General features: G+C 35.6%; 17 protein-coding genes, 1 tRNA gene and 1 CRISPR repeat array. Of the genes, 12 read left to right on the forward strand and 6 right to left on the reverse strand.

Features of this window, described 5'->3' with window-relative positions; genetic code table 11:
* Positions 1–462: 462 nt before the first annotated feature.
* Positions 463–1,555: direct repeats of the CRISPR family, unit length 30 nt; unit sequence GTTTTAAGAATACCTATAAGGGCTTGAAAC.
* Between the two features lie 277 nt (positions 1,556–1,832).
* Positions 1,833–2,618 carry a class I SAM-dependent methyltransferase gene (locus tag QW128_04415; protein MEM3832829.1) on the reverse strand — a complete coding sequence of 262 codons (786 nt, stop codon included), beginning with the start codon at positions 2,616–2,618 and terminating at the stop codon, positions 1,833–1,835.
* Between the two features lie 598 nt (positions 2,619–3,216).
* Between QW128_04415 and QW128_04420 the strand changes: the two genes are divergently transcribed.
* The 4 genes from QW128_04420 (at position 3,217) to QW128_04435 (ending at position 6,922) form a co-directional block, all read left to right on the forward strand.
* Positions 3,217–4,572: a rhodanese-like domain-containing protein gene (locus QW128_04420; protein ID MEM3832830.1), complete on the forward strand. Its 1,356-nt coding sequence runs from the start codon at positions 3,217–3,219 to the stop codon at positions 4,570–4,572.
* Positions 4,573–5,126: 554 nt separating this feature from the next.
* Positions 5,127–5,486: a hypothetical protein gene (locus tag QW128_04425; GenBank protein MEM3832831.1), complete on the forward strand. Its 360-nt coding sequence runs from the start codon at positions 5,127–5,129 to the stop codon at positions 5,484–5,486.
* An 864-nt stretch (positions 5,487–6,350) separates the two neighbouring features.
* Positions 6,351–6,548 carry a hypothetical protein gene (locus QW128_04430; protein ID MEM3832832.1) on the forward strand — a complete coding sequence of 66 codons (198 nt, stop codon included), beginning with the start codon at positions 6,351–6,353 and terminating at the stop codon, positions 6,546–6,548.
* 53 nt (positions 6,549–6,601) lie between these two features.
* A complete protein-coding gene (locus tag QW128_04435; protein MEM3832833.1) occupies positions 6,602–6,922 on the forward strand; it encodes a hypothetical protein in 321 nt (106 codons plus the stop codon).
* Positions 6,923–7,161: 239 nt separating this feature from the next.
* Here QW128_04435 and QW128_04440 read toward each other — a convergent pair.
* A tRNA-Val gene (locus QW128_04440) sits at positions 7,162–7,252 on the reverse strand.
* Positions 7,253–7,395: 143 nt separating this feature from the next.
* On the opposite strand from QW128_04440, the gene QW128_04445 reads away from it, so the two are divergent.
* On the forward strand, positions 7,396–9,897 hold the full coding sequence (locus tag QW128_04445) for a M1 family aminopeptidase (protein ID MEM3832834.1): 2,502 nt from the start codon (positions 7,396–7,398) through the stop codon (positions 9,895–9,897).
* A 4-nt stretch (positions 9,898–9,901) separates the two neighbouring features.
* On the opposite strand, the gene QW128_04450 is transcribed toward QW128_04445, so the two are convergent.
* From QW128_04450 to apgM, 3 genes are read right to left on the reverse strand one after another with little or no spacing between them, the layout of a single operon-like run.
* On the reverse strand, positions 9,902–10,990 hold the full coding sequence (locus QW128_04450; protein ID MEM3832835.1) for a hypothetical protein: 1,089 nt from the start codon (positions 10,988–10,990) through the stop codon (positions 9,902–9,904).
* 46 nt (positions 10,991–11,036) lie between these two features.
* On the reverse strand, positions 11,037–12,125 hold the full coding sequence (locus tag QW128_04455; GenBank protein MEM3832836.1) for a tyrosine--tRNA ligase: 1,089 nt from the start codon (positions 12,123–12,125) through the stop codon (positions 11,037–11,039).
* A gap of 35 nt (positions 12,126–12,160) precedes the next feature.
* Complete coding sequence (gene apgM, locus QW128_04460; protein ID MEM3832837.1) at positions 12,161–13,432, reverse strand: 2,3-bisphosphoglycerate-independent phosphoglycerate mutase; 1,272 nt, start codon at positions 13,430–13,432, stop codon at positions 12,161–12,163.
* A 158-nt stretch (positions 13,433–13,590) separates the two neighbouring features.
* Between apgM and QW128_04465 the strand changes: the two genes are divergently transcribed.
* From QW128_04465 to QW128_04475, 3 genes are read left to right on the forward strand one after another with little or no spacing between them, the layout of a single operon-like run.
* Positions 13,591–14,691 carry a sn-glycerol-1-phosphate dehydrogenase gene (locus QW128_04465; GenBank protein MEM3832838.1) on the forward strand — a complete coding sequence of 367 codons (1,101 nt, stop codon included), beginning with the start codon at positions 13,591–13,593 and terminating at the stop codon, positions 14,689–14,691.
* A 56-nt stretch (positions 14,692–14,747) separates the two neighbouring features.
* Positions 14,748–15,545 carry a nicotinamide mononucleotide deamidase-related protein gene (locus tag QW128_04470; GenBank protein ID MEM3832839.1) on the forward strand — a complete coding sequence of 266 codons (798 nt, stop codon included), beginning with the start codon at positions 14,748–14,750 and terminating at the stop codon, positions 15,543–15,545.
* Positions 15,542–16,330, forward strand: a complete 789-nt coding sequence (locus QW128_04475) for an ATP/GTP-binding protein (protein MEM3832840.1) — start codon at positions 15,542–15,544, stop codon at positions 16,328–16,330. The genes QW128_04470 and QW128_04475 overlap by 4 nt, the downstream gene beginning before the upstream one ends.
* Here QW128_04475 and QW128_04480 read toward each other — a convergent pair.
* Positions 16,311–16,655, reverse strand: coding sequence for a hypothetical protein (locus QW128_04480; GenBank protein MEM3832841.1), 345 nt, complete (start codon positions 16,653–16,655; stop codon positions 16,311–16,313). The two genes, QW128_04475 and QW128_04480, sit on opposite strands and share 20 nt — an antisense overlap.
* A 61-nt stretch (positions 16,656–16,716) precedes the next feature.
* On the opposite strand from QW128_04480, the gene QW128_04485 reads away from it, so the two are divergent.
* The 4 genes from QW128_04485 to QW128_04500 all read left to right on the forward strand — a co-directional run bounded on the left by QW128_04485 (position 16,717) and on the right by QW128_04500 (position 21,422).
* Complete coding sequence (locus QW128_04485) at positions 16,717–18,222, forward strand: CoA-binding protein (protein ID MEM3832842.1); 1,506 nt, start codon at positions 16,717–16,719, stop codon at positions 18,220–18,222.
* A gap of 149 nt (positions 18,223–18,371) precedes the next feature.
* Positions 18,372–19,832 (forward strand): CoA-binding protein, encoded by a 1,461-nt coding sequence (locus QW128_04490; protein ID MEM3832843.1) that lies wholly within the window; start codon positions 18,372–18,374, stop codon positions 19,830–19,832.
* Positions 19,795–20,550, forward strand: a complete 756-nt coding sequence (locus QW128_04495) for an acetate--CoA ligase family protein (protein MEM3832844.1) — start codon at positions 19,795–19,797, stop codon at positions 20,548–20,550. Before QW128_04490 ends, QW128_04495 begins: the two co-directional genes overlap by 38 nt.
* Positions 20,538–21,422, forward strand: coding sequence for a hypothetical protein (locus QW128_04500; protein ID MEM3832845.1), 885 nt, complete (start codon positions 20,538–20,540; stop codon positions 21,420–21,422). Before QW128_04495 ends, QW128_04500 begins: the two co-directional genes overlap by 13 nt.
* Positions 21,423–21,453: the final 31 nt, after the last annotated feature.

Here is a 21,453-nt window from a genome sequence, read left to right on the forward strand (position 1 = left end):
GTGAGTTCAGGGTAAAATGCAATGCCAATTATTTTGCTATAAGTTTTTGGATTTAATCGATCAAATAAAATGGTTTCTATAGAATCTATTCGAATTCAATGAGAACTTTTTTCATTCATGCAGAGTTATAAATTCTACACAAAATTAAATATTGCAATCTGAATTTACTCGGATTTAGAGTTGTAGCGTTTAAAACGTGTTAAATAGAAGATGTTGAAGAAGTTTCTAGGGGTTATATTAAGAATTATGTTAAGGAAAAACCATACTTCGAACAACAGCATATATGAAAAAGAAAACCTTGGAATAATAAAAGGGAGAAGAACAACAATAATATAAAACTCCTATATAAAACTCCTAACCGTCGATCAAACATTATTAGGTTCTAATCCTAAATCGACGGGAATTATCACAGAAAAGCCACAAAAAAACTATAAAACAGAAAATAATCAATTTCACCTTGGCACCACGAGAATACCTATATAAGGATTTAAACACATTATAAATCTTGATTACACCGTTCAGCTGAGCAGGGGTTTTAAGAATACCTATAAGGGCTTGAAACTCAAAAAGAAAACTAGTTGTTAAAAATCCAACTACAGTTTTAAGAATACCTATAAGGGCTTGAAACCCTTCTTTTATTTCATGAGCATTAGCGACAAGCTCAGTTTTAAGAATACCTATAAGGGCTTGAAACTTCCTACTGGCACCCAGCTCATTTTTCTTCACTTTTGTTTTAAGAATACCTATAAGGGCTTGAAACCGGTTGCACTGACGATCGTTCCCGCAGGTGCTGATGGTTTTAAGAATACCTATAAGGGCTTGAAACTATAGATCCTAAAACATATATAGTGTGGTGGTGAAAGTTTTAAGAATACCTATAAGGGCTTGAAACCGTCTTTATACCAATTGAGAAGTGGCTGTATACTGCGTTTTAAGAATACCTATAAGGGCTTGAAACCATAAAAACGTATAAAAAACCAAAAATAAAAAATGAGTTTTAAGAATACCTATAAGGGCTTGAAACCATTTGGGTTATCCTCATGCGTAAATTGATATCCAAGTTTTAAGAATACCTATAAGGGCTTGAAACGAAAAGTTGAAAGGTGATGAAAAATGAAAAATAAAAGTTTTAAGAATACCTATAAGGGCTTGAAACGATTTATGATGGTTGCGGGCAGTAAAGAATCGATCGGGTTTTAAGAATACCTATAAGGGCTTGAAACCTCGATTACCTTGTTAATATACTCATCACTAAAATTAGTTTTAAGAATACCTATAAGGGCTTGAAACGCACATTTCAATAGAAGCCTGCCAAAAGTCGGTATTGGTTTTAAGAATACCTATAAGGGCTTGAAACGATATATTCCAAGTTGTTCTCGCTGTTTTGCGATTTGTTTTAAGAATACCTATAAGGGCTTGAAACGGTATCGAACTTCTCAAAGATGCAGGTTATGACATAGTTTTAAGAATACCTATAAGGGCTTGAAACCAGTTACAGCATACGTGAAGTTCAGAAAGTTCACATGTTTTAAGAATACCTATAAGGGCTTGAAACACAATAATTCATAATCATATTTCGCTTTATTGTAAGCGTTTTATACATCCTACAAGTTCACAGTTTAAAGCACCAGCAATTCAAAGCACCCACTTAGCTTTTACTAGTCCAAGCCAATAAAACCCAAAAGTTCCGTTAGTCATCGATAAAAGAATATTAGAGGAGAACTTTGGGATAGATTCTGAATATTTTTGAATAGACTGTCGACTTTGATGGTGAGGAGTGTTGGATATAAATGTAGACTCTGCCTAAATTAAAAAGTCGAAGAATAGGTTTACTAAACTGCTTTGGCGATTATGTTTAGGCTTGTTAGTGGGGTCATGGGCTGTAATGTTGATATATTTCCGTAACTGGCGATTGTTTCCCATCCAGCCCTTTCGAGAAGCCCGACAAGCTCGCTTAGGCTATATATGTGAAGTTGAAAATCTACTTTGTCAATGAATTGTAGGTCGTTTCCATGCTTTTTATAGAATATCCATGTTGTTTTTAGTTGGGCTTTTCGCGGATCATAGTTTCTGTTCTCCAAGATTACGAGGTCATCTATTTCGGAATAAGAGGTTGGTGTAAACTTCAGGGAAAAGAATTCCGTGTGAGCTGTTTCGAGGATGAACAGTATTGCGCCTTTCCTTGATAGTTCTCTTGCCTGTTTAAAGACGCTATACTCCTCTTCTTGAGAAAAATAACCTATGGAAGTCCAAGCATTTACAACCACGTCGAAGGGTTCAGAGATTCCCTTGAGAACCTCTTTTAGCTGTCGCACGTCTCCCTCAACAAAACTTATTCTATCCGTTACACCATGCTCCGCTGCTTTTCTGTTGGCGTCTTCTATAAAAGCCCTAGAAACGTCCACACCAACAGCTTTAAAACCCTTCCTAGCCATATAAACCGAGACGCGGCCATTTCCACAACATAGATCAAGAAGGTTACCAGAGACTATGCCGAAACCGCTAAGCACTTTCAACATCCCGTTAACAAGATCTTCTGTCACAGCCCATCTTTTATCAAGAATTTTTAGGAAGATGTCTGCCCTTTTAATGAATAATTTGCTAATCCATTCCTCCATACGGAAGGCTCCAACGTTTTGGCTGAAGCTAGGAATATCCTTAAACCTCCTCTATACTCATTGATTGCCCTATAGATCCCATTGGGAAACTCGATAGTTTTTTAACCATCAGCAAGCACCACAAATAAACCATCACAACTTTAGGTATTTAAATCTTATTTTCAGATTTCCTTAAATTCTGAAAACAATTATTAACGGAAAAAGCCAGTTTTGGACTGTTTAAAATAGAAAAAGAAGGGGGATTGAGCTCGGCGAACTCATACTCAAACAGGACAGTCTCATAGTTACTGTTAGAAAAGAGGTGGAGCTAAATCATACTTTATGAGAGTTCTTTTATGCCAGTCTATGATTCTTGAAAACTTAAATTTAAAGCGTTCTATTAGTCGCTGCTAAGAGAGAAGCGACGAGCAGTTGTCAATTCACTTAGACGTTATTAATGGAAAAGGTGGCATTGCAAATTTTTTAACGTTGCAAGTTTTGCCTTGGAATTGAGTTCCATTATTAGTTGCAAAAGCTTTATATACTTAAAAAAAAAAAAAAAGAATCTTAAGGTCGGAGGTGAGGTTAAACCTCTTAAGTTTAATGGAGGTGTGTATGAATGAAGGCCTATTCTGTTTTGGAGATGCGTAGTCAGAGGTTGATTGCTGTTGGTCTTGTCACTGTGCTTTTGATTGCTTTCGTTGCGGTGCCCGCAGCCTTTACTGAAACGTCTGGGGCTGGAGCTTATGAGAACATAAGTGTTGATACGGCTTACAACATGATAAAGAAGAAACAAGTAAGCCTTGTTTTGGATGTTAGAAACCAGAGCGAATATAATCTGGGGCATTTATATGGTGCTGTTCTCATACCAGTTTACGAGCTTGAAGATAGAATAAGCGAAATACAGAAGCATATGAACGATCCAATAATAGTTTACAGTAAATCAGGATACAGAAGCCAGACAGCATGTGAAATTCTCGTTAACCACGGCTTTACAAAAGTCTACAACATGCTTGGCGGAATAACGGCTTGGATGGAAGCAGGATACCCAATCTATACAACTTACCACTACATCACAGTAGGCATAGTCAACAAAGAAATCCTATTGCAAATAGACCCACTACTATTGCATCAGACCGTTTGCACGTCATGCGGTTGCCAATCATGCCCTAAAAACCAAACATGCCAAAGCACTAACGCTCCATCAAATATTACAGTTACCACAATAGAACAGAACGAAAGCGTCACAATAAAACTGATAACGTTTAAAGTGAATGGCACAACCTACGAAGTAACAGTCACCCAAACTTTGCTGTGGAGTTATAACGAACTTACAGATAAAATTAACAGAACAGCCAGATTTGTTTCAACGGAAATCGCTGCGCAGAACATGTCCATGCAATTCTACAGCCTCAGCTACATAGTGCGGCATAAAGAATACAACCTAACCGTGCTAACAACGCTTACACCGCGAGACTCGGAAACCTACAACAGCTCATTTACAGTTATTAACTATGCGCCTGCAGGCAAATCTGAAATCGTATCACTGGAGTTTGTGAAGTTTAATTCTTCCGTTACTTTATCGCAGCAATACGCCATCTTAGGCAAAGTCGCCAAGGAAATAGGTAAAATCTACGAGAAGAGCGGAGACGAAAACCTTGCACAGCTTGCGCAAAGCTACTACACTATGGAGAAAGAAGCCAAATATCTGTCTAGGCTGGTAGGAAAACAACTACAAGAATATGATAGAGAAATCCTCAAAAGCTCCGCAGTCTTGATGGACGACTTCTGGTGTGATCTTTACTGTCAAATCGCTTGTTATGCTGCTTATGCGGTGATAGTAGCGGCATGCATTTATGGTGGCGTTGTAACTTACGGTGGTTTATTGGTAGCTTGTTTATACCTGTTAACTGAGGGATGGGACTATTGGGAGTACTTTTGTGACATAGTGTGCTATCTCATTTGTGGCGGGTGACGACCTTTTAGACATATTACTGCAACCTCTGAGAAGGTGGGCTTAAGTTGCTATGTCTGAAACATGCACATAACCTTTTTATTTTTTACTTAAACAATATAGGTGAGGGTAAGATGGGAAAGCCTAATTACTGGAAAGCTCGAATTCTGTTCTACAGTCTAATCGCTCTAACTTTCTGTGTCATAATTTCGTGGGTGGGGTATATGACTGGCTATGTTCCTCTCCAAACAGCTGTCAAATTCTCAGCCATCGCGTTGTTGCTCGTAGGTTCAACTTACGCTCTCCGACGTTTCGTTTGGACCTCTCCCCGAAGATGGCAGATTACCCGTCGAGTTATCTTCATCTTCTGCGGCATTGTCTGGATCGGTTGGTTTTTATGGGGAGTTTCCGTGATTGCCCTAAGGCATGTGTTCGGTTTAAGTGCAGATACCTCAGCATTCTTGGCGTTACCCTGTTACTTACTGGGAGCCTACCTTGGAGACAAACTGGAGAAGCGCACTCGCCATTCTTGACCAAGCCTCCTCTTAGCCTTTATTCTTCTCGTTGTGGGAGGTTTGGCATGTATTGCTATGTTACCGAGAGCAGTGACTATTCAAAAGCGAGAGATGGATGAGCAACTGTCCAAGGCGATAGAAGAGACTGATTTTTCAGAGCCATTGAGGTTAAAAGACTTTCTGAAATGGAAGAGTTGGCTAAAGCTTGCACGTAAATGGGGAGCCTGGAAGACCGCAAGCACCTGCTCCATCCTTGGAGCAGCCATCATTGCAGGGGTATCCTATATCGTCCTAAGTGCATTTAACATGATGAACATGCTGCTCGTTGCGGGCTATACAGCTTCTGCAACAATTATCATCTTTATTTTCTTCCATCGCCAAATCAGCAAAGCTTTAAAAGAGACCAAGCAAAGTCTATAGAAATTCAGCTATTTTCTTTTAGCGTCTCCTAATAGAACATTTTATGCTAAAAGAGTTATTACATTAATAGAATATGCTCAAAAAGTTTGTAAATTACGGAATAATCGTGAAACTTCTTATGGGTGATGCGAGGTGATTAGGAACAAAAAGGTTAAAGGTTAAGTCCGTTCCAATTGACTTTAAATAACGCCGTTTAAATTTGCTTAGAGCGGTTTAACAGTTTTCTTTATGCTTAACGGCTATGTATATAAAGGCTAATAGGCAACCTACACTTGAAATGAAACATGCTATTCCATACGGACGGAAGCAAGGGATGCGGGACCTTAATTTCTTCATATATACCGACCCATGCTTCATAAGGCAAACTTAGACCTTGATCAAGTTTGAATGGAACTACAAGATAATATGTTCCGGGCTTAAATATCCAACTGTTCACTCTTTGCCCATCAGACGTTTCAAAATACTCGACGTAAAATGTAAATGCATAACCCCTAGGGGGCACACCCACATCTGCGTAGACATGCCCTTCTATTGTAACGTTGAAATCCTTGATAGCTCAGCCATCCTGATGGATCAAATTGAATGCGCGCTTTCCTGTCTGTTCTGTGCCTTAAATGCAGGGATAGTTATCTCGAGTTGCTGGCCATGTTTCTTCCCTTGTGCATTCATTTTCACATTGTGGACTTGTGCACTGTGCCTATTAACTTACTGCATAATATCAAGCATTCCTCAAATCATAGTCTTCGCCGAGACTATATATGACTGCTGGGTGTGCGCGCACTGTTTAGGCTATCTCTAACCTTTGCTTAAAAATCGAAAGGCTTATTTCTTTTTTTATCTTTTTACACATCAGGGGGATAACGTATGGATGTTGTCAGTGATAGGAAAGACTTGATCAAATTGTTAGTCGTCACCGTGGGCACAGGAATAATTTCATATTGGGCTTTTACACGACAGGAAATAATTGCCTCCATAGTAGGCGCTTTTCTTTGCGTTGCCGGCATTGGCGTCTTTCTATATACAGTTATGACACTTACTCGAAAAAGAAAACTGCAAGAGTAGAACAGAAAAAAGAAGATGGTTAGAGAAGAAATCGTGTTTGGGGGGAAATATATATGGAATTGCTTGAGGCGTTGGTTCTATCTTTCATCGGCACGATGATAGTGACCCCTTTATACGTAATTCAGGTTAAAAGAATTAGAAAAGTTAAGGTTTACGATCCATTTTTTTATAAACTGGATGAGTCAGGAGCCCTAAAAGAAGTGACGGCAGAATCCATTCCAGAGGAGCTTATTGAGGCACTTCGACAAAAGGTGCTGAGTGAATTTAAACCTCCCAGTAAAACTAGGCAAATGTTACCCATCATAATCTTCGCTTTAGCAATCTTTATAATATATATGATAATCTTGCTAAGTATATTTGGGATCTCTACTTAGTTAATACTTTAAAAACTTTTTAGAAGCATTAAAACATAAGGCGTAGAAATATGTTTTGCGCGCAATAGGAAAATCTTAATAATTTTGCAGTTTGATGAATTACTGTGCATGTGTAGCCAGATGTTAGGTTTCTTTCTGCGGTGCATGTGGAATTTGTCTGGGGCCAGGTGGCTGCCTTCATACTCATCAATTACGAAAGGACGTGTTCCAATGTTTAAGGGTTTACTTAAAAATTTAAGTGGGCCGGGCCGGACTTGAACCGGCGACCACCACCGTGTCAGGGTGGCATCCTACCAATCTAGACGACCGTTCTGTGCTATTAAGCAGCCCAGGATTGCCCGACCCATAAATATTTTAAAAAGACTATAATATAACCTATTCGGTTAATTTTTAATGATAAAATAATTTTTTAAAGCATAATTATAAATTTATTTAAATATTACTTTGGTTAGTATAGAATGGGGTGAAAGGATGTGGCTGACTTTGATTTAAAAGCTAAGGTAGGGCGTGATTTTGCTTTTCCTGAATACAGACCTCGTTATCCGCGAGATCCGTTCTATAAACTTAAACATATCAGGGCTGAGCTTAAAATTGATGTCTGGAATCGTTCGGTCGATGGAAAAGTTACTTATACTGTGAGTGGTAATCGTTCTTGTGTGAATTACATTGATCTTGATGCAGTTGAAATGGTTATTAGGGCAGTGAAGAATATTTCTGGCAAGGAATTACGTTTTGATTATGATGGGAAGTTTCTCAGAGTATATCCTGAAACAAAGATCTCGGATAATAGTGAGTATGTGTTCGTAGTTGAATATTCTGCAAAACCTCGTAAGGGTCTTTATTTTATACTTCCTGATAAGTATTATCCAGATCGTGTACCTCAGGTATGGAGTCAGGGGGAGTCGGAGGATAACAGGTATTGGTTGCCTGTTTATGACTATCCAAATAACAAAACTACTGCTGATATTATAATTACAACGCAATCTAATCTTACGGTAGTATCAAATGGTGATTTATTATCTGTTGTTGAGAAAGATGGATGGAAAACGTGGCATTGGAAGTTAGATAAGCCTAATTCTACATACCTATTAAGTATTGCTATAGGTGATTTTTCAAAGTTTGAGGAAATTCATGATGGAATAAAGTTTGAATATTATGTTCCTAGAGGACGAGAAGGTGATGTAGAAAGAAGTTTTCAGAAAACTCCTGATATGATGAGGTTCTTTAGTGAATATACAGGAGTGCCATATCCTTATAGAAGATATGCACAGGTTTGCGTGTCTGATTTTATTTTTGGGGGTATGGAAAATGTAACAGCAGCAACATTAACTGAGACAACGCTCCATGATGAGAAAGCTCACATGGATTTCTTTAGCGAGCCACTGGTTGCACATGAACTTGCGCATCAATGGTTTGGTGACATGGTTACAACTAAGGATTGGGCTAACATATGGCTTAATGAATCCTTTGCCACTTACTTCGAGAATCTTTATCTTGAAAGAGATCGAGGAAAGGCAGAATTCATTTATGAGGTGTACAGGGACATTCAATCATATTTAGATGAATATAAGACCAGGTATGCACGGCCTATTGTAACACGATTATATGCTGTGCCGGATGAAGTCTTTGATGGACATGCGTATCCTAAAGGTGCTGTTGTTTTACATATGCTAAGGAATGTTATAGGTGATGAAATGTTTAGAAAAGCTATAAACCTTTATCTTAATCGTTATAAGTTCGGTAATGCGGATACTGAAGATCTGAGGGAGTGCATTGAAGAGGTAACAGGTAAAAATTTTGAATGGTTTTTTGATCAATTCGTTTATAGTTCAGGGCATCCTGTATTAAAAATATCATACTCATGGGAACCAGACTCTAAACTCTTGAAAATAACTATTAAGCAAACTCAGGGTGATGATTCATTAAGTGTATATAAATTACCTCTCGAAATAGAGGTAAGTAATGGTTCCGCAAAGATCAGAAAAACTTTTTGGATTGATGAGCGAGAACAAATTCTTTATATACCATTCGAGAACAAGCCTAGTTATGTATGTATTGATCCAGAACTTAAGAATCTAACAGTTTTAGACATAGACGCTGGTGTAGAAGATTGGATAAAACAATTAGAGTGTGAACATGTATACTGCAAGATTTTGGCTGTAAATGCGTTAGGTAAGATTGGTGGGGGTAGAGCTGTCGAAGCGTTAAAAAAGGTCTTGATTTCTGGTGAGTATTGGTTCATAAGATCGGAGGCTGCTAAGGCTCTTGGTAAAATAAGTAATAGTGAGGCAAAAGAAGCTTTGCTTGAGGGACTTGAAAAAGTAAATGATGCTCGAGTTCGCCGTTCAATTGTTGATGCACTTAGTAATTTTAAAGAGGACGATGTTGCTGTTGCTCTTCTTAAGGTTCTCAAAAATAGTGATGAAAGTTATTATGTGAGACATCAGGCTGCGGTAAGTTTAGGCAAAATGAAGAAGAAAGAATACTTTAACGATATTGTTGAAGTATTAAATGTTCCTTCACATAATTATGTAATAACAGTAGGTTCATTACTAGGTCTCGGAGAATTGGGCACTGATGAGGCTTTAAAGGTTATAATGGATCATACTGAATTAGGAAAACCAAGCTTAGTAAGGATAGGAGCGACTTTAGCATTGGCAAAGTTTCCAGGAAAAGCAGAAGTGATAGAAAAGTTAGAAGAACTATCGAAGGATCCAGATCTAAGAATTCGTTCAGCTGTGGTTCGTGCAGCGGCAGAATTAATGGATCCCAAATTACTTCCAATATTGGACATGTTATCAGCTACAGACCTTCATGGACGTATAATTAGATCGGCAAGGGAGACAGCAGTAAAAATTAGGTCGATGTTGGAAAAAGGCTTAGAATATAAACAATTAAGGGAAGAGCTCGATAGGATTAGAGAAGAAAATAGGAAATTGCTTGAAAGAATTGCAAAGATTGAATCAAAGGGATAATTAATTATTTTATATTAATTTTTATCCAACAATGTCCACGTAAGTTTCCTAAAGCAATATTTATCTTTACTTTAGTGTTTATTATTTTTTCTGATTTTAGTGTGATATCAGCATTACCTATGTATTTAATAATTTCTAAATTGTTGCCTATGATTTTACCCACATTTGTTAAATCAACCCATGTTTCTAGAGGTTCGATATTAAATTTAGATCCTATTGTATAGAATTTTATGAAGTAAGGTTCATTAACTTTTCCTTGATCTTGTACATCGATTATTACTGTTGGATTTATTAATATTGAAGCTATCTCTGGTGATATAACTTTTTCCCAGTGTTCTCCACTAATTGTTTCTGCAAATTTTATCATTTTTTCTATATTACCTGATTCAAAGAAGCCGCTTGTTGCATCCCAAATAGCTTGAAATCTCCAATACTCATCATTAATCTCATTAAGAACTGTTATTATATCATTTATTGAAAAGTTCCATTTAGCGAGAAGTCTTATGAAATCAGACATTATTTGAAATCTTTGAGATCTATCCTGGATGAAATTTATATTATCCGTGACTAAATTAATAAACCGGTCTTTGTATTCACTAAGTTCATTATTTAAAATACTACCTAACATGATTAGAGCTTCTAATCTGTTTAGAGGATCATCAATGTTTTTTATGTTATCAAATATCTCATTAATAGTTTCTTTAAAAGTATTGTATTCTAAAAATATTCCAGCAATTTGAAGTATTCTGATCATTGCTGATAGTTGATTGTACAAATCTTTTAACTCTCTTGCCTGTGAAAAAGCTTTATTGATGATCTCTGACGCCTTTTCTATGTGATAATTTTCTGCATATGTTTCAGCTAATTTTGCAAGCAGCCATATATAGTCCTCATCTTTTTCCACTGTGCTGATCTCTTTATTGACAAATTGTAATATTGTCTGTGCCTCATCTAGTTTGTTGATATTTGCAAGTATTTTTGACATTTCTAATTGATACCACATTCTCCAATAAAAATTATTTTCAGTTTTTAATATAGAGTGTAGTCGGTATAGCTCTTTATCAGGGTTAATTAATTTAATGAGATATCTCATCCTAATTAATAATGTGATTTTTACTTAAATAAAGTTGTAGTATGGATTATCTTGTTATTGCAGCATTTTTCAGTAGTGAGAGCGTATCAAGAGCATCTTTGTTATTAGCAAAATAACGACGTGCTGGTTCTAGAATTTTTATTAAGTACTCTGCAACAGTATTCTTGAGATCAAATGGATGGAGTTTTCCTTCCACATAGTCTTTTTCTAATTCTAAATATGAATGATATTCTGTCATGCCGCCATATTTTAGTGGTCTTTCAATTGTTATTGTTGAATATTCTCGAAATATTATATATTTAACTATGTCTAGAATTGGATTAAATCTAGTCTCTCTTTCAGGCGCAAATGCCCCAAGTATCTTCTTTTTTATAGTTTCTGGCTCATCATAAATGAATACTGCAGTGTTGGGAAGGCTTTTGCTCATTTTTACTGATGAGAGAATTTCGGCTTTCTGTTCGTCAGGTATTGGCCATACTGGTGGTTTAGCTAATCCTTGAAGTAAATGGTGATGTACACTTACAGGTTTCCATAATCCAAGTTTGGGTCCAATTTCTCTTGCAACCATGTTTGCTTTTCGTTGATCCATACCGAGTTGTGCAATTTTTACATTCATGAAAAATATATCAGCAACTTGCATAGGTGTATATATAAAATCTGCCACTCTTCTAGCTTCGACTTCTTTTCTACCCATAATTTCTAATGTTCGTTTTACTCTATCTATTGTCAGTTCCTGTGCAATCTGAAGAACTAATTTCCAGTAATCTGAATCTTTGTAGAGTTCATCAGCATATACAAATTCTACTTTATCTGCAGGGACTCCTAATGCGATCCATGCGTGTTTAAAATGATCGGCAGCTTTCTTTATCAATTCGAGGTTTCCTCCAAGTTTTCTATTAATCCATGCGTGCCATGTTGCTAAAAATGCTTTAAAGTGTATTCCAGCCTCTATAAAATCCTTCATTTTATATGCACAAATTAAGCCCGTTCCTAAATGAACCATACCGCTAGGTTCCCAACCATTATATGCGATCACATGTTCTCCCGTTTCAAGAAGCTGTCTTAGTTCATCTATAGTAACTACTTCTTCAGTAGGTGGACGTGTTATTAGTTCTAATCGCTCTTCTATATTCATGGCATTAACCAATAACAAGATATCTAAAAAATAAATTAAACTTTTTGTATTAAGCTTAATAATTTTGGAATTAGGTCATATCCATGGTCTATAATACCCAACTCCCCCTTTTCTGCTTCTCTCTCTGAAAATTTTCTTTTTTTAACGTGTTTCTTTATGAAATTCCCACCGTATATTGCTAAAGGTACTGGATCAGTGCTATGAGAACCAAGCTTACATGGTGTAGAATGATCAGCAGTCACTACTATGATAGTATCGTCTAAGATGATATTATTAATAATGTTGCTTATAAAGTATCTGTCTATATCTTCGATTGCTCTGCGTTTTCCTTCGCAATCTTTGTCATGGCCGGGTTCATCAGGGCCTTTTAAGTGAACATATACAAAGTTGAATTTTTTAAGAAGATCTACAGCTGTGTTTGCTCGTTTTTCATATGATTCTGGAGAGCGTTCTGGTGTAAATTTTTCTAAGCTAAATCCTAAAACTTTCGCGATACCTAATTCAACTGGCATGTCTGCAATTATTACTGGTTTCGTTGCAAATTTCTTTTCAAAAGGTTCTACATTAGGGTATTTAGAGCCTGCATCTCGCATTAGTATGATGTTTGCAGGTAGCTTATTGTTTTTTATTCGTTCAATGTTAATTGGATGGTTTTTAAGAAAATTCTGAACTTTTTCCGAGAATTCATTTACTAATTGTGCTGCTCTCTTTGCTTCATAAGAGTCATCTAATGCAGTACAAGGTTTAAGGGTCATATCAATGGTTGATTTTGCAACCGAAATAGATCCCATTTTTTCATATGCAGGGTCATAATTGGATATAGCGTCTGATAGTTTAACGTTATGATCACGTATTACGAGGACAGCTCTATGACCAATCGTACTTTTAAATGAAAAATCTGCATTATCTAGTTTAATGTTTTTCTCTATATCAGATGCAAGCTTTTTAGCTTCCTCTAATGTTAAATTTCTTCCAACACGACGATCGATTATTTTGTTTCCTTCTGATGTTGCAAAATTACAACGTAATGCAAGCCAGCCATCTCTAAATTCTAAATCAGCCCCTAATGCTTCTATTACACCTCTCGAGAGTAAATATCTATTAGGATCATAACCCAATAACGAAAAGGCAGCAGCATCACTTTCAGGAGCGACATTCTTATCTATCGTATACATAAGACCTAGGTATCCACCAGATGCAATATGAGTTAAACTGGGTGTATCTGCTAGATCTAACGGTGTTAGACCGTATTTAGGATTATCACTGGCGCCATCTAATATAATCATAAGAATTTTGTATTTTTTCATTGAATCTCATACTTTAATTGTTCTACTGATTTAAAAGCTTTTATTTTATAACATTACTATAATTGTTCTTATCTTAATTGAGAAACAAAGATCGTAAAACTGAGATAATGCATAGGATGCGCAAATTTATGTATGTGGAATGATATTATTTCAGAGATATGGTAGGTATCAATAGAATTGAGATGGCACGATATGTGTATATGGGTCCAGGTGTTATAAAAGAATTACCAAATATTATCGAGCTTCTAGAGTTAAAATCTAAAAGTGTGCTAATTTTTTCGGGCGGGAAAAAAACAACATCCATAGCCCTTGACATGGTGAAACCTCTAATTGAGTCCTCTAATATTATTGTCAATTCTATGAACAATAAAGATCTTTTTGATTTCATAGAAAATTTATCAGAAATACTTAAAAATATAAAAAATCTTAAAACTAGTTTGCTCATAGGTGTTGGTGGAGGAAGAGTAATGGATATTACGAAGGTTATTTCATACTATTTAAAAATACCTTATATAAGTGTACCGACTAGTGCCTCACATGATGGTACTGCATCACCTGCTATAGCCACACCTTTTGCTAACCTTCTGAGATCAAAGTATGGTCAATTAGAATCAATTCGTGCGCCACATGCAATAGTCGCTGATATAGAAATTATTTCTAAGGCTCCTAGAGAGACTATAACATCGGGTGTGGGTGATCTAGTAGCTAAACTTACTGCTGTAAGGGATTGGAGGTTAGCACACTTAATAAAAGGTGAAGAGTTTAGTGAATATGCAGCATCACTAGCATTGATGAGTGCTCATTTGGTTTCTAATAGGGCGAAAATAATTTCGACTGGTAATTTAGAGGGTGTTTCAGTTTTAGTTAAAGCATTAATAGGTAGTGGTGTCGCTATAAGTATCGCTGGTAATAGTAGGCCTGCGAGCGGATCTGAACATCTTTTCAGTCATGCATTGGATTATCTCGCAGCAAAGTATGGATTTAAACCTAATATGCATGGTGTTCAATGCGGTATAGGAACGATTATGATGGCTAAACTTCATGGATTAAATTGGAGAAAAATAAAAAAGATTTTAAGAACTGTTAATGCCCCTGTTAATTCAGAAGAACTTGGCATTAATCCTGAATATATAGTTAAAGCGTTAAGCATTGCACACACTATAAAATCAAACTTTTATACAGTTCTTGGAGAAAATGGTATAACTGAGAATGCTGCAAGAAAACTAGCTATGGAAACCGGGATAATACCATACAGGTAGTTGAATATTCTAGTTAAGGATATTTTTATGAATGTAGTACTCTTTCTGGGTTTAGTATGATTGAGGCAGAGATTATAAGTGTTGGACGAGAAGTATTAAGAGGATTTACGATAAATACTAATGCTAGTTGGCTTGCTCAACAATTAACATCACTGGGAATAGAGGTTAAACGAGTGACTGTAGTCGATGACAAAGAGATTGACCTCATTAAAATTACTAAGGAAGTTCTTGAACGAAAACCTCAAATAATAATTTATACAGGAGGGCTTGGCCCAACATTTGATGACATCACTGTTGAATCCGTATCTAAAGCATTAAACTTGCCTATAGAATTAAATGAAGATGCATTAAATATGATCAAGAAGGTTTATGATAAACTTGGATTACCATTAACGGAAGAAAGAATTAAAATGGCTAAAATGCCTAAAGGTTCTTTACCACTTCCTAATTCTGTAGGAACAGCTCCAGGTGTTTTTCTTGTTTTTAATGGAATTATTATTATTATGCTTCCTGGTGTTCCGGAGGAGATGAAAAGCATTTTTACTGAGAGTATAAAGCCTAGGTTAACAGAGCTTAGAGGTAGGGGAATTTATTTGGAGAAACTATTTAAAGTTTATGGTATTCCAGAATCAGAGGCAGCTAAGATAGTCAAAGATGTAAAGAAGCAGTTTAAGATTGTTTATATCAAATCTCATCCAAGAGGGTATATGGAGGGTAAACCTATGATACTATTTCAATTATCTTATTTTGGAGAAAACCAGGAAAACGCTGAGACAGAGCTGGAAAATGCTATGAGAACGCTTATATCAAAATTATCTAGTTTAGGGGCTAAAGTTGAGGTAATTCAGGCATGAAAGCTATTAAGTATATTTATATTCTTGGACCAGCAGGTAGTGGCAAATCTACATTAACTGCATCCCTTGCAAATACTATTGAAAGTCATGATCTAACTGTAGCTAGAGTGAATTTGGATCCCGGTGCTGAGTGGATTCCTTATGAGCCTGATGTAGATGTGAGAAATTATATCAAATTATCTGACGTGATGGAAAAATATAAACTGGGTCCTAATGGTGGTCTTGTAGTTTCTGTTGATTTAATGATAAATTATATTAACGATATGGTTAAATCTATTGAAGACATGGAACCAGATTATGTATTAATTGATACACCAGGTCAAATGGAGCTTTTTGCATTTAGAGATACTGGAGTTAATATAGCTAAAATTTTAGGTGCAAAAAAGAATTCAGCTATTCTTTTTCTTATTGATTCGTTTTCAATGAGAAAACCATCTATCATGGCCTCCATGCTTCTTTTAGCTGCATCTACATACGTAAAGTTCATGTTTCCACAGGTTAATGTTTTGACAAAAATTGATAAAATAAGTGATGATGATTTAAAACAAATAATTGAGTGGTCTCAAGATCTTACTGCATTATCTGACGCATTAGAATTAGAAATGCAAGAGTCCCAACGTGAAATTTCAAGAGATATTTTAATAATAGTAAGTAATTTAGGCTTTCTGGGTGACATGGTTCCTGTATCGTCTTTTAGATCAGAGACCACAATGGCACTTTATGCAGAATTACAAAGAATTTTTTCCTCAGAAGATGAAGCAGAGCTTAAATACGATGATCAATGATAAGAAAGTTGTAGAGATCTTTTACTTCCCTCGTGATAGAATAAAAATTATCTATCATAAAATCATTAATGCTTTTTCTTTTAATGAAAAGTGAACCTATACTTAAAATCATAAGTCCAATAATATCGCTTATTATTGGTTCAGGCATACCTGCTATCATAAAAATACCAATGGATACGAGCTTAGAATCGCGAAACGAGACGCTTCTAGTATTACTTAATGTTAAATTAATGGATTTGTAAATATTTGCTAGCTTTGCATAATCTCTTGAAATATCTGCTATAAACTTCGTATTTTCTAGGTAAATCTTATAGGTATTGTTCATGACATACATAGAATTTTTCATAATTTAAATGCTTTAGTTTTTTCTTACAATTCAGTATGGTTTGTTATTGCTTCATAGTATGAATGATTATTATTACGTAGGACTGTTGTCATGGGGATGTTACTTAAGATTAAATAAAAGTGAGGATTTTTTTATCGTTGAAAGAGAGATGCTCGATCCATTTTTTAAGCCAAAAAGTGTTGCAATAATTGGTGCTACTGATAGGCCAAATTCTTTAGGTCGTTCATTAACTGAAAATGTGCTTAATACTTTCTTAGGGAAAGTATATTTGGTTAATATAAAGGGTGGTTCGTTTAATAATATTATTATGTATAAAAGCATACTTGATGTTGAAGAAGATGTTGATTTAGCTCTTATAATAACACCATCTCATACTGTAGTTCAAATTCTTAATGAATGCGGGATGAAAGGTGTAAAAGGTGCTATTATATTTAGTGGAGGATTTAGTGAAATTGGTCATGAAGGAGCAGAGCTTGAACGTAAAGTTATAAATATAGCGAAAAAGTATGATATCCGTATAATTGGACCTAATTGCGTTGGCATAATAGATAATTGGTTACCGTTGAATGCTACCTTTATTTCCTCTGAACGATGGCTTAAACCGCCATCTGGTAATGTTTCTATAGTATCTCAATCGGGTGCGTTAGGTTCGTTAATTTTAGATGTATCAGCAACATTAAATATAGGATTCAGTAAGTTCATAAGCTTAGGTAATTCGTCTGACATAGGTATTGCTGATGCAGTTGAGTATTTAGCAAACGATCCAACAACAAAAGTGATCGGTATCTATTTAGAAAGTGTAAAAGAGGGTAGAAAACTCCTTAACACTCTGAAGAAAATTACTCATCATAAACCTGTAATTATTCTAAAGGGTGGTATTGGAGAGAAAGGTAGCGCTGCAGCTAAGTCTCATACTGCTGCTATGTCAGGACCCATCGAGGTTTTAGATGGAGCGCTTAAACAAGTTGGAGCTATACGAGCTAAAAGTTTTAGTGAATTTATCTCGTTATTAAACATTTTTGGAAAATCAAAACTCATAAAAGGTGATCGTGTGGCAATAATAACTAATGCGGGTGGTATGGGAGTATTAGTAACAGATTCTTTAGAGAGTAGAGGGATTTTACTTTCTGAATTTACAACAACTACTTACGATAAGTTAAAGGAAGCCATTCCGTCATATATGGGAATAAACAATCCAATCGATGTGGCTGGTGATGCTGATAGTTATAGGTATGACAAAATTTTAAGGATACTTGAAGATGCTCCTGAGGTAGATATAATAGTGACAGTAGTGTTACCCCAGACACCAGCACTGGATAGTGAAAATTTTAGTAAAATGATTGTAAATCATTGCAAAAATAGCAATAAGCCTCTTTTATTACTGATTTCAGGAGGAGATTATGCAATGAAAATGGCAAGATGGATTTCCAGTGAGAATGTACCAGTATTTTTTGATCCAGATGAGTTAGCATTATCACTTAAAGAATATATAAAATATAACAAATACATTACATCGTTTTCTAATTTTAATAATCTCCTCAGCTAAAGTCAAGGGATTCTTATTTCTAAGATGTTCACTGATTCATTGTTCATCACTGAAGACTGAGGCTGAACATGTATACTATTGTATGGCATATACAATATATTTTTACGACAAGTTTATTTATTTGATCTTAATTAAAGACTTGATGTACCTTGGAGCATTCATTGACAAGTGATAGAAGTAAAACAAGGATTAAGAGATTAAAAGATTTTTTTGAACCGAAAACAGTTGCAATAATTGGTGCTTCGTCTAAGCCTAACAGTGTTGGTAATGTTTTAGTTAGGAATCTTCTTTATGGTCGATTCATGGGTAGGATTTATTTAGTGAATCCGAATTATAAAGAGATTTTAGGAAAACCTTGCTATCCTACTGTTAAGGAAGTGCCTGAGAAAATTGATCTAGCAATTGTAGCAGTACGCGCTGAGCTCGTTCCTCAGATTATTGAACAGTGTGGAGAAGCGGGCATAAAAAATGTCTTAGTTTTGAGTAGTGGTTTTAGAGAGACAGGTCCTGATGGAGCTAAGCTTGAACAATACATGTTAAGTATAGCTGAGAAATGGGATATACGTATTATCGGGCCTAATTGTTTGGGAATATACAATGCTGAGAATGGACTCGATGCACTATTTCTCCCAGATACTCGTCTTAAAAGAGCTAAATTAGGTGGTGTAGCTTTTATTTCACAAAGTGGTGCATTATTAGCAGCTATTATGGATTTAGCAGCAGCTATTGATGTAGGGTTTTCGAAGGCTGTAAGCTATGGTAATCGTGCTGATGTAGATGAGGCAACGTTAATAGAATATCTTCTTTATGATGAGAAAACCAAAATAATTGCTGCATATATCGAAGGACTTGATCCTGGGAAAGGTAAGCAGTTTCTCGAATCTATAAGGCGTGTTATTTATCATAAACCAGTCATAATAGTGAAAGGTGGGAAAAGTATTAGCGGAAGTAGAGCAGCAGCATCACATACTGGTTCGTTAGCAGGTGAGTACAATCTTTTTAGATCCGCATTAAAACAAGTGGGCGCTATCGAAGCAACAAATTTTGAAGATATGTTTGATTTCATAAAAGCACTTACTATGCAACCTATTCTCAGTGGTAATAGATTACTTGTGTTGACTAATGGCGGCGGGTTAGGAGTTATGATGACTGATGCTGCTGAAATGTATGGTTTTAATGTTCCTGAGTTATCTAAGGAAACTCAGTCTAAACTGAGATCGATTTTACGACCTTTTGCCGCAATAAAAAATCCAGTGGATGTAACAGCTAATGGCACTGCAGAAATGTATAGAGAGGTGTTGGAAATAGTATTCAATAGTAATGAGGTTGACGCAGCTATTATAGGAATCTTACCTCAGACACCAGATTTAGGTATAGACATTGTGGATAATTTAATAGTGACAAAGTCTTTAGGAAAGCCTATGGTTGTGGTTACTGTTGGTGGTGAATTAACCATACAGATCTCAAACATGCTTGAAACTGGAGGAATACCAGTTTATCCATCTCCAGAAAGAGGAATACGCGCACTAAAAGTTCTTAGAGATTATTATGAAATAAAAGAACGGTTTAAATGTGAGACGAGTAGTTTGGAGTGTGAGACAAATGGATAGAAGAAAAATCTTCTTGGAAATTTGCTCAAAAGCGCTTAATGAGGGACGAAATTGGTTACTTGAACCTGAAGCAAAAGAAATTTGTAGGATATATGGATTACCTGTCACTAAGTTAGGTGTAGCAAGGAATGAAGAAGAACTTCTTAAGTTATCTAAGGAAATAGGTTATCCCATAGTACTTAAAATTTTATCTCCAAATATATTACACAAGTCTGATGTGGGTGGAGTATTAGTTGGTTTAAAAAATGAAACAGAAGTCCTTAATGGTTATAGACAAATCATTAATAATGTAAAAAAGAATAAGCCTGACGCAATAATTAATGGTGTTGTAGTTCAAGAGATGGCACCCCCATCGACTGAAGTAATTATTGGTGTTACTAAGGATCCACAATTTGGTCACGCTATAATGTTTGGGTTAGGTGGAATTTTTGTTGAATTATTTAAGGATGTAAGTTTTAGAATTATTCCTATAACCAAAAGGGATGCTGAAGAAATGATAAGGGAGATTAAAGGGTATGCTCTTTTAAAGGGTTATAGGGGAAAACCTCCCGCTGATGTAAATAGTCTTATAAACACTCTTTTAACAGCATCGCAAATTATTGAGGAAAATCATGAAATAAGCGAGATGGATTTAAATCCTATCCTAGTGTATGAAAGTGGAATAAAGATTGTAGATGCACGAATAGTAATAGGAGGTGTTGAAAAATGTCAAACATAGAAAATAGTAATTTAAAAACAGAGCTTGAAAGCATCAGAAATGAGTGGTTTAAAGCTGATAACGAAGTAAAATCATTGTTAGAAAAACGAGAGCAATTAATTAGACGAAACAGGGAACTCAAATTATTACTTAAAGAATTACGTGATCAGCTAAAAAATGAGCGAAATACTATGGACGAGTTGAGAAAAGAATTAGAACAGTTTAAGAATGAAAAAAATTATTTGTGGCGTGAACGAGCTGAAGCTTTGAACAATCTTAAAGAATTATCTAGACGTGTTATTGAAGATGAAGAAAGATTACGTAAAAAGCTTGAACGACTAGAGTGGTATCATCAAACAACACCGTTAAGTGCTAAGGAAGAGGATGAGATCATAAAAAAGATTATAGATGTTGAAAAGAAACTTTTAATCTATAACAAAATGATGCAGATTAAAAAGAGGAGTACTGAAGCTGACGAGAAACTTAATGAAGTAATCAAGAAGAGAGAAGAGATCGTCTCAAAACTTGAAGAGACAAGAGAAAAAATTAATAACTTAAGATCCGCAATAGATGAAATGATGAAAGAAATGCAGCAAAATGGAATAGCAATAAAGGAAATTATGAAAAACATTATAGAAACTGCACAGAGAGCGTATGAACTCAAAAGTAGATACTTTGAACTTTCAAATAAATTACGAGAAGAACAGTTTCACAGAAGAAGTTCTTCTGAAAATGAAAAGCGCCAAAAACTTGAAAAAATAGAGAACGAAATATTTGAACAAGCATTAGAAAAGTTAAAAAAAGGTATGAAACTTGACTTCTACGAATATTCCATATTAGTTAAACGTGGCATATTAAATCAAGAAGAAGGCAGCGAGAATACAGGTAAATAAAATTTTTAACTTATTTAAGAATAATTTCTGA

This window comes from Thermoprotei archaeon, from assembly GCA_038881895.1.
In the GTDB taxonomy this organism is placed as follows: Archaea; Thermoproteota; Thermoprotei; order Gearchaeales; family WAQG01; genus JAVZOV01.

What these genes read in the sequence shown, in the direction of transcription:
- QW128_04415 (MEM3832829.1), bottom strand. Translation starts at nt 2,618, where the DNA reads ATGGAGGAATGGATTAGCAAATTATTCATTAAAAGGGCAGACATCTTC.
- QW128_04420 (MEM3832830.1), top strand. Translation starts at nt 3,217, where the DNA reads ATGAAGGCCTATTCTGTTTTGGAGATGCGTAGTCAGAGGTTGATTGCT.
- QW128_04430 (MEM3832832.1), top strand. Translation starts at nt 6,351, where the DNA reads ATGGATGTTGTCAGTGATAGGAAAGACTTGATCAAATTGTTAGTCGTC.
- QW128_04435 (MEM3832833.1), top strand. Translation starts at nt 6,602, where the DNA reads ATGGAATTGCTTGAGGCGTTGGTTCTATCTTTCATCGGCACGATGATA.
- QW128_04450 (MEM3832835.1), bottom strand. Translation starts at nt 10,990, where the DNA reads ATGAGATATCTCATTAAATTAATTAACCCTGATAAAGAGCTATACCGA.
- QW128_04455 (MEM3832836.1), bottom strand. Translation starts at nt 12,125, where the DNA reads ATGAATATAGAAGAGCGATTAGAACTAATAACACGTCCACCTACTGAA.
- apgM (MEM3832837.1), bottom strand. Translation starts at nt 13,432, where the DNA reads ATGAAAAAATACAAAATTCTTATGATTATATTAGATGGCGCCAGTGAT.
- QW128_04465 (MEM3832838.1), top strand. Translation starts at nt 13,591, where the DNA reads ATGGTAGGTATCAATAGAATTGAGATGGCACGATATGTGTATATGGGT.
- QW128_04470 (MEM3832839.1), top strand. Translation starts at nt 14,748, where the DNA reads ATGATTGAGGCAGAGATTATAAGTGTTGGACGAGAAGTATTAAGAGGA.
- QW128_04475 (MEM3832840.1), top strand. Translation starts at nt 15,542, where the DNA reads ATGAAAGCTATTAAGTATATTTATATTCTTGGACCAGCAGGTAGTGGC.
- QW128_04480 (MEM3832841.1), bottom strand. Translation starts at nt 16,655, where the DNA reads ATGAACAATACCTATAAGATTTACCTAGAAAATACGAAGTTTATAGCA.
- QW128_04500 (MEM3832845.1), top strand. Translation starts at nt 20,538, where the DNA reads ATGTCAAACATAGAAAATAGTAATTTAAAAACAGAGCTTGAAAGCATC.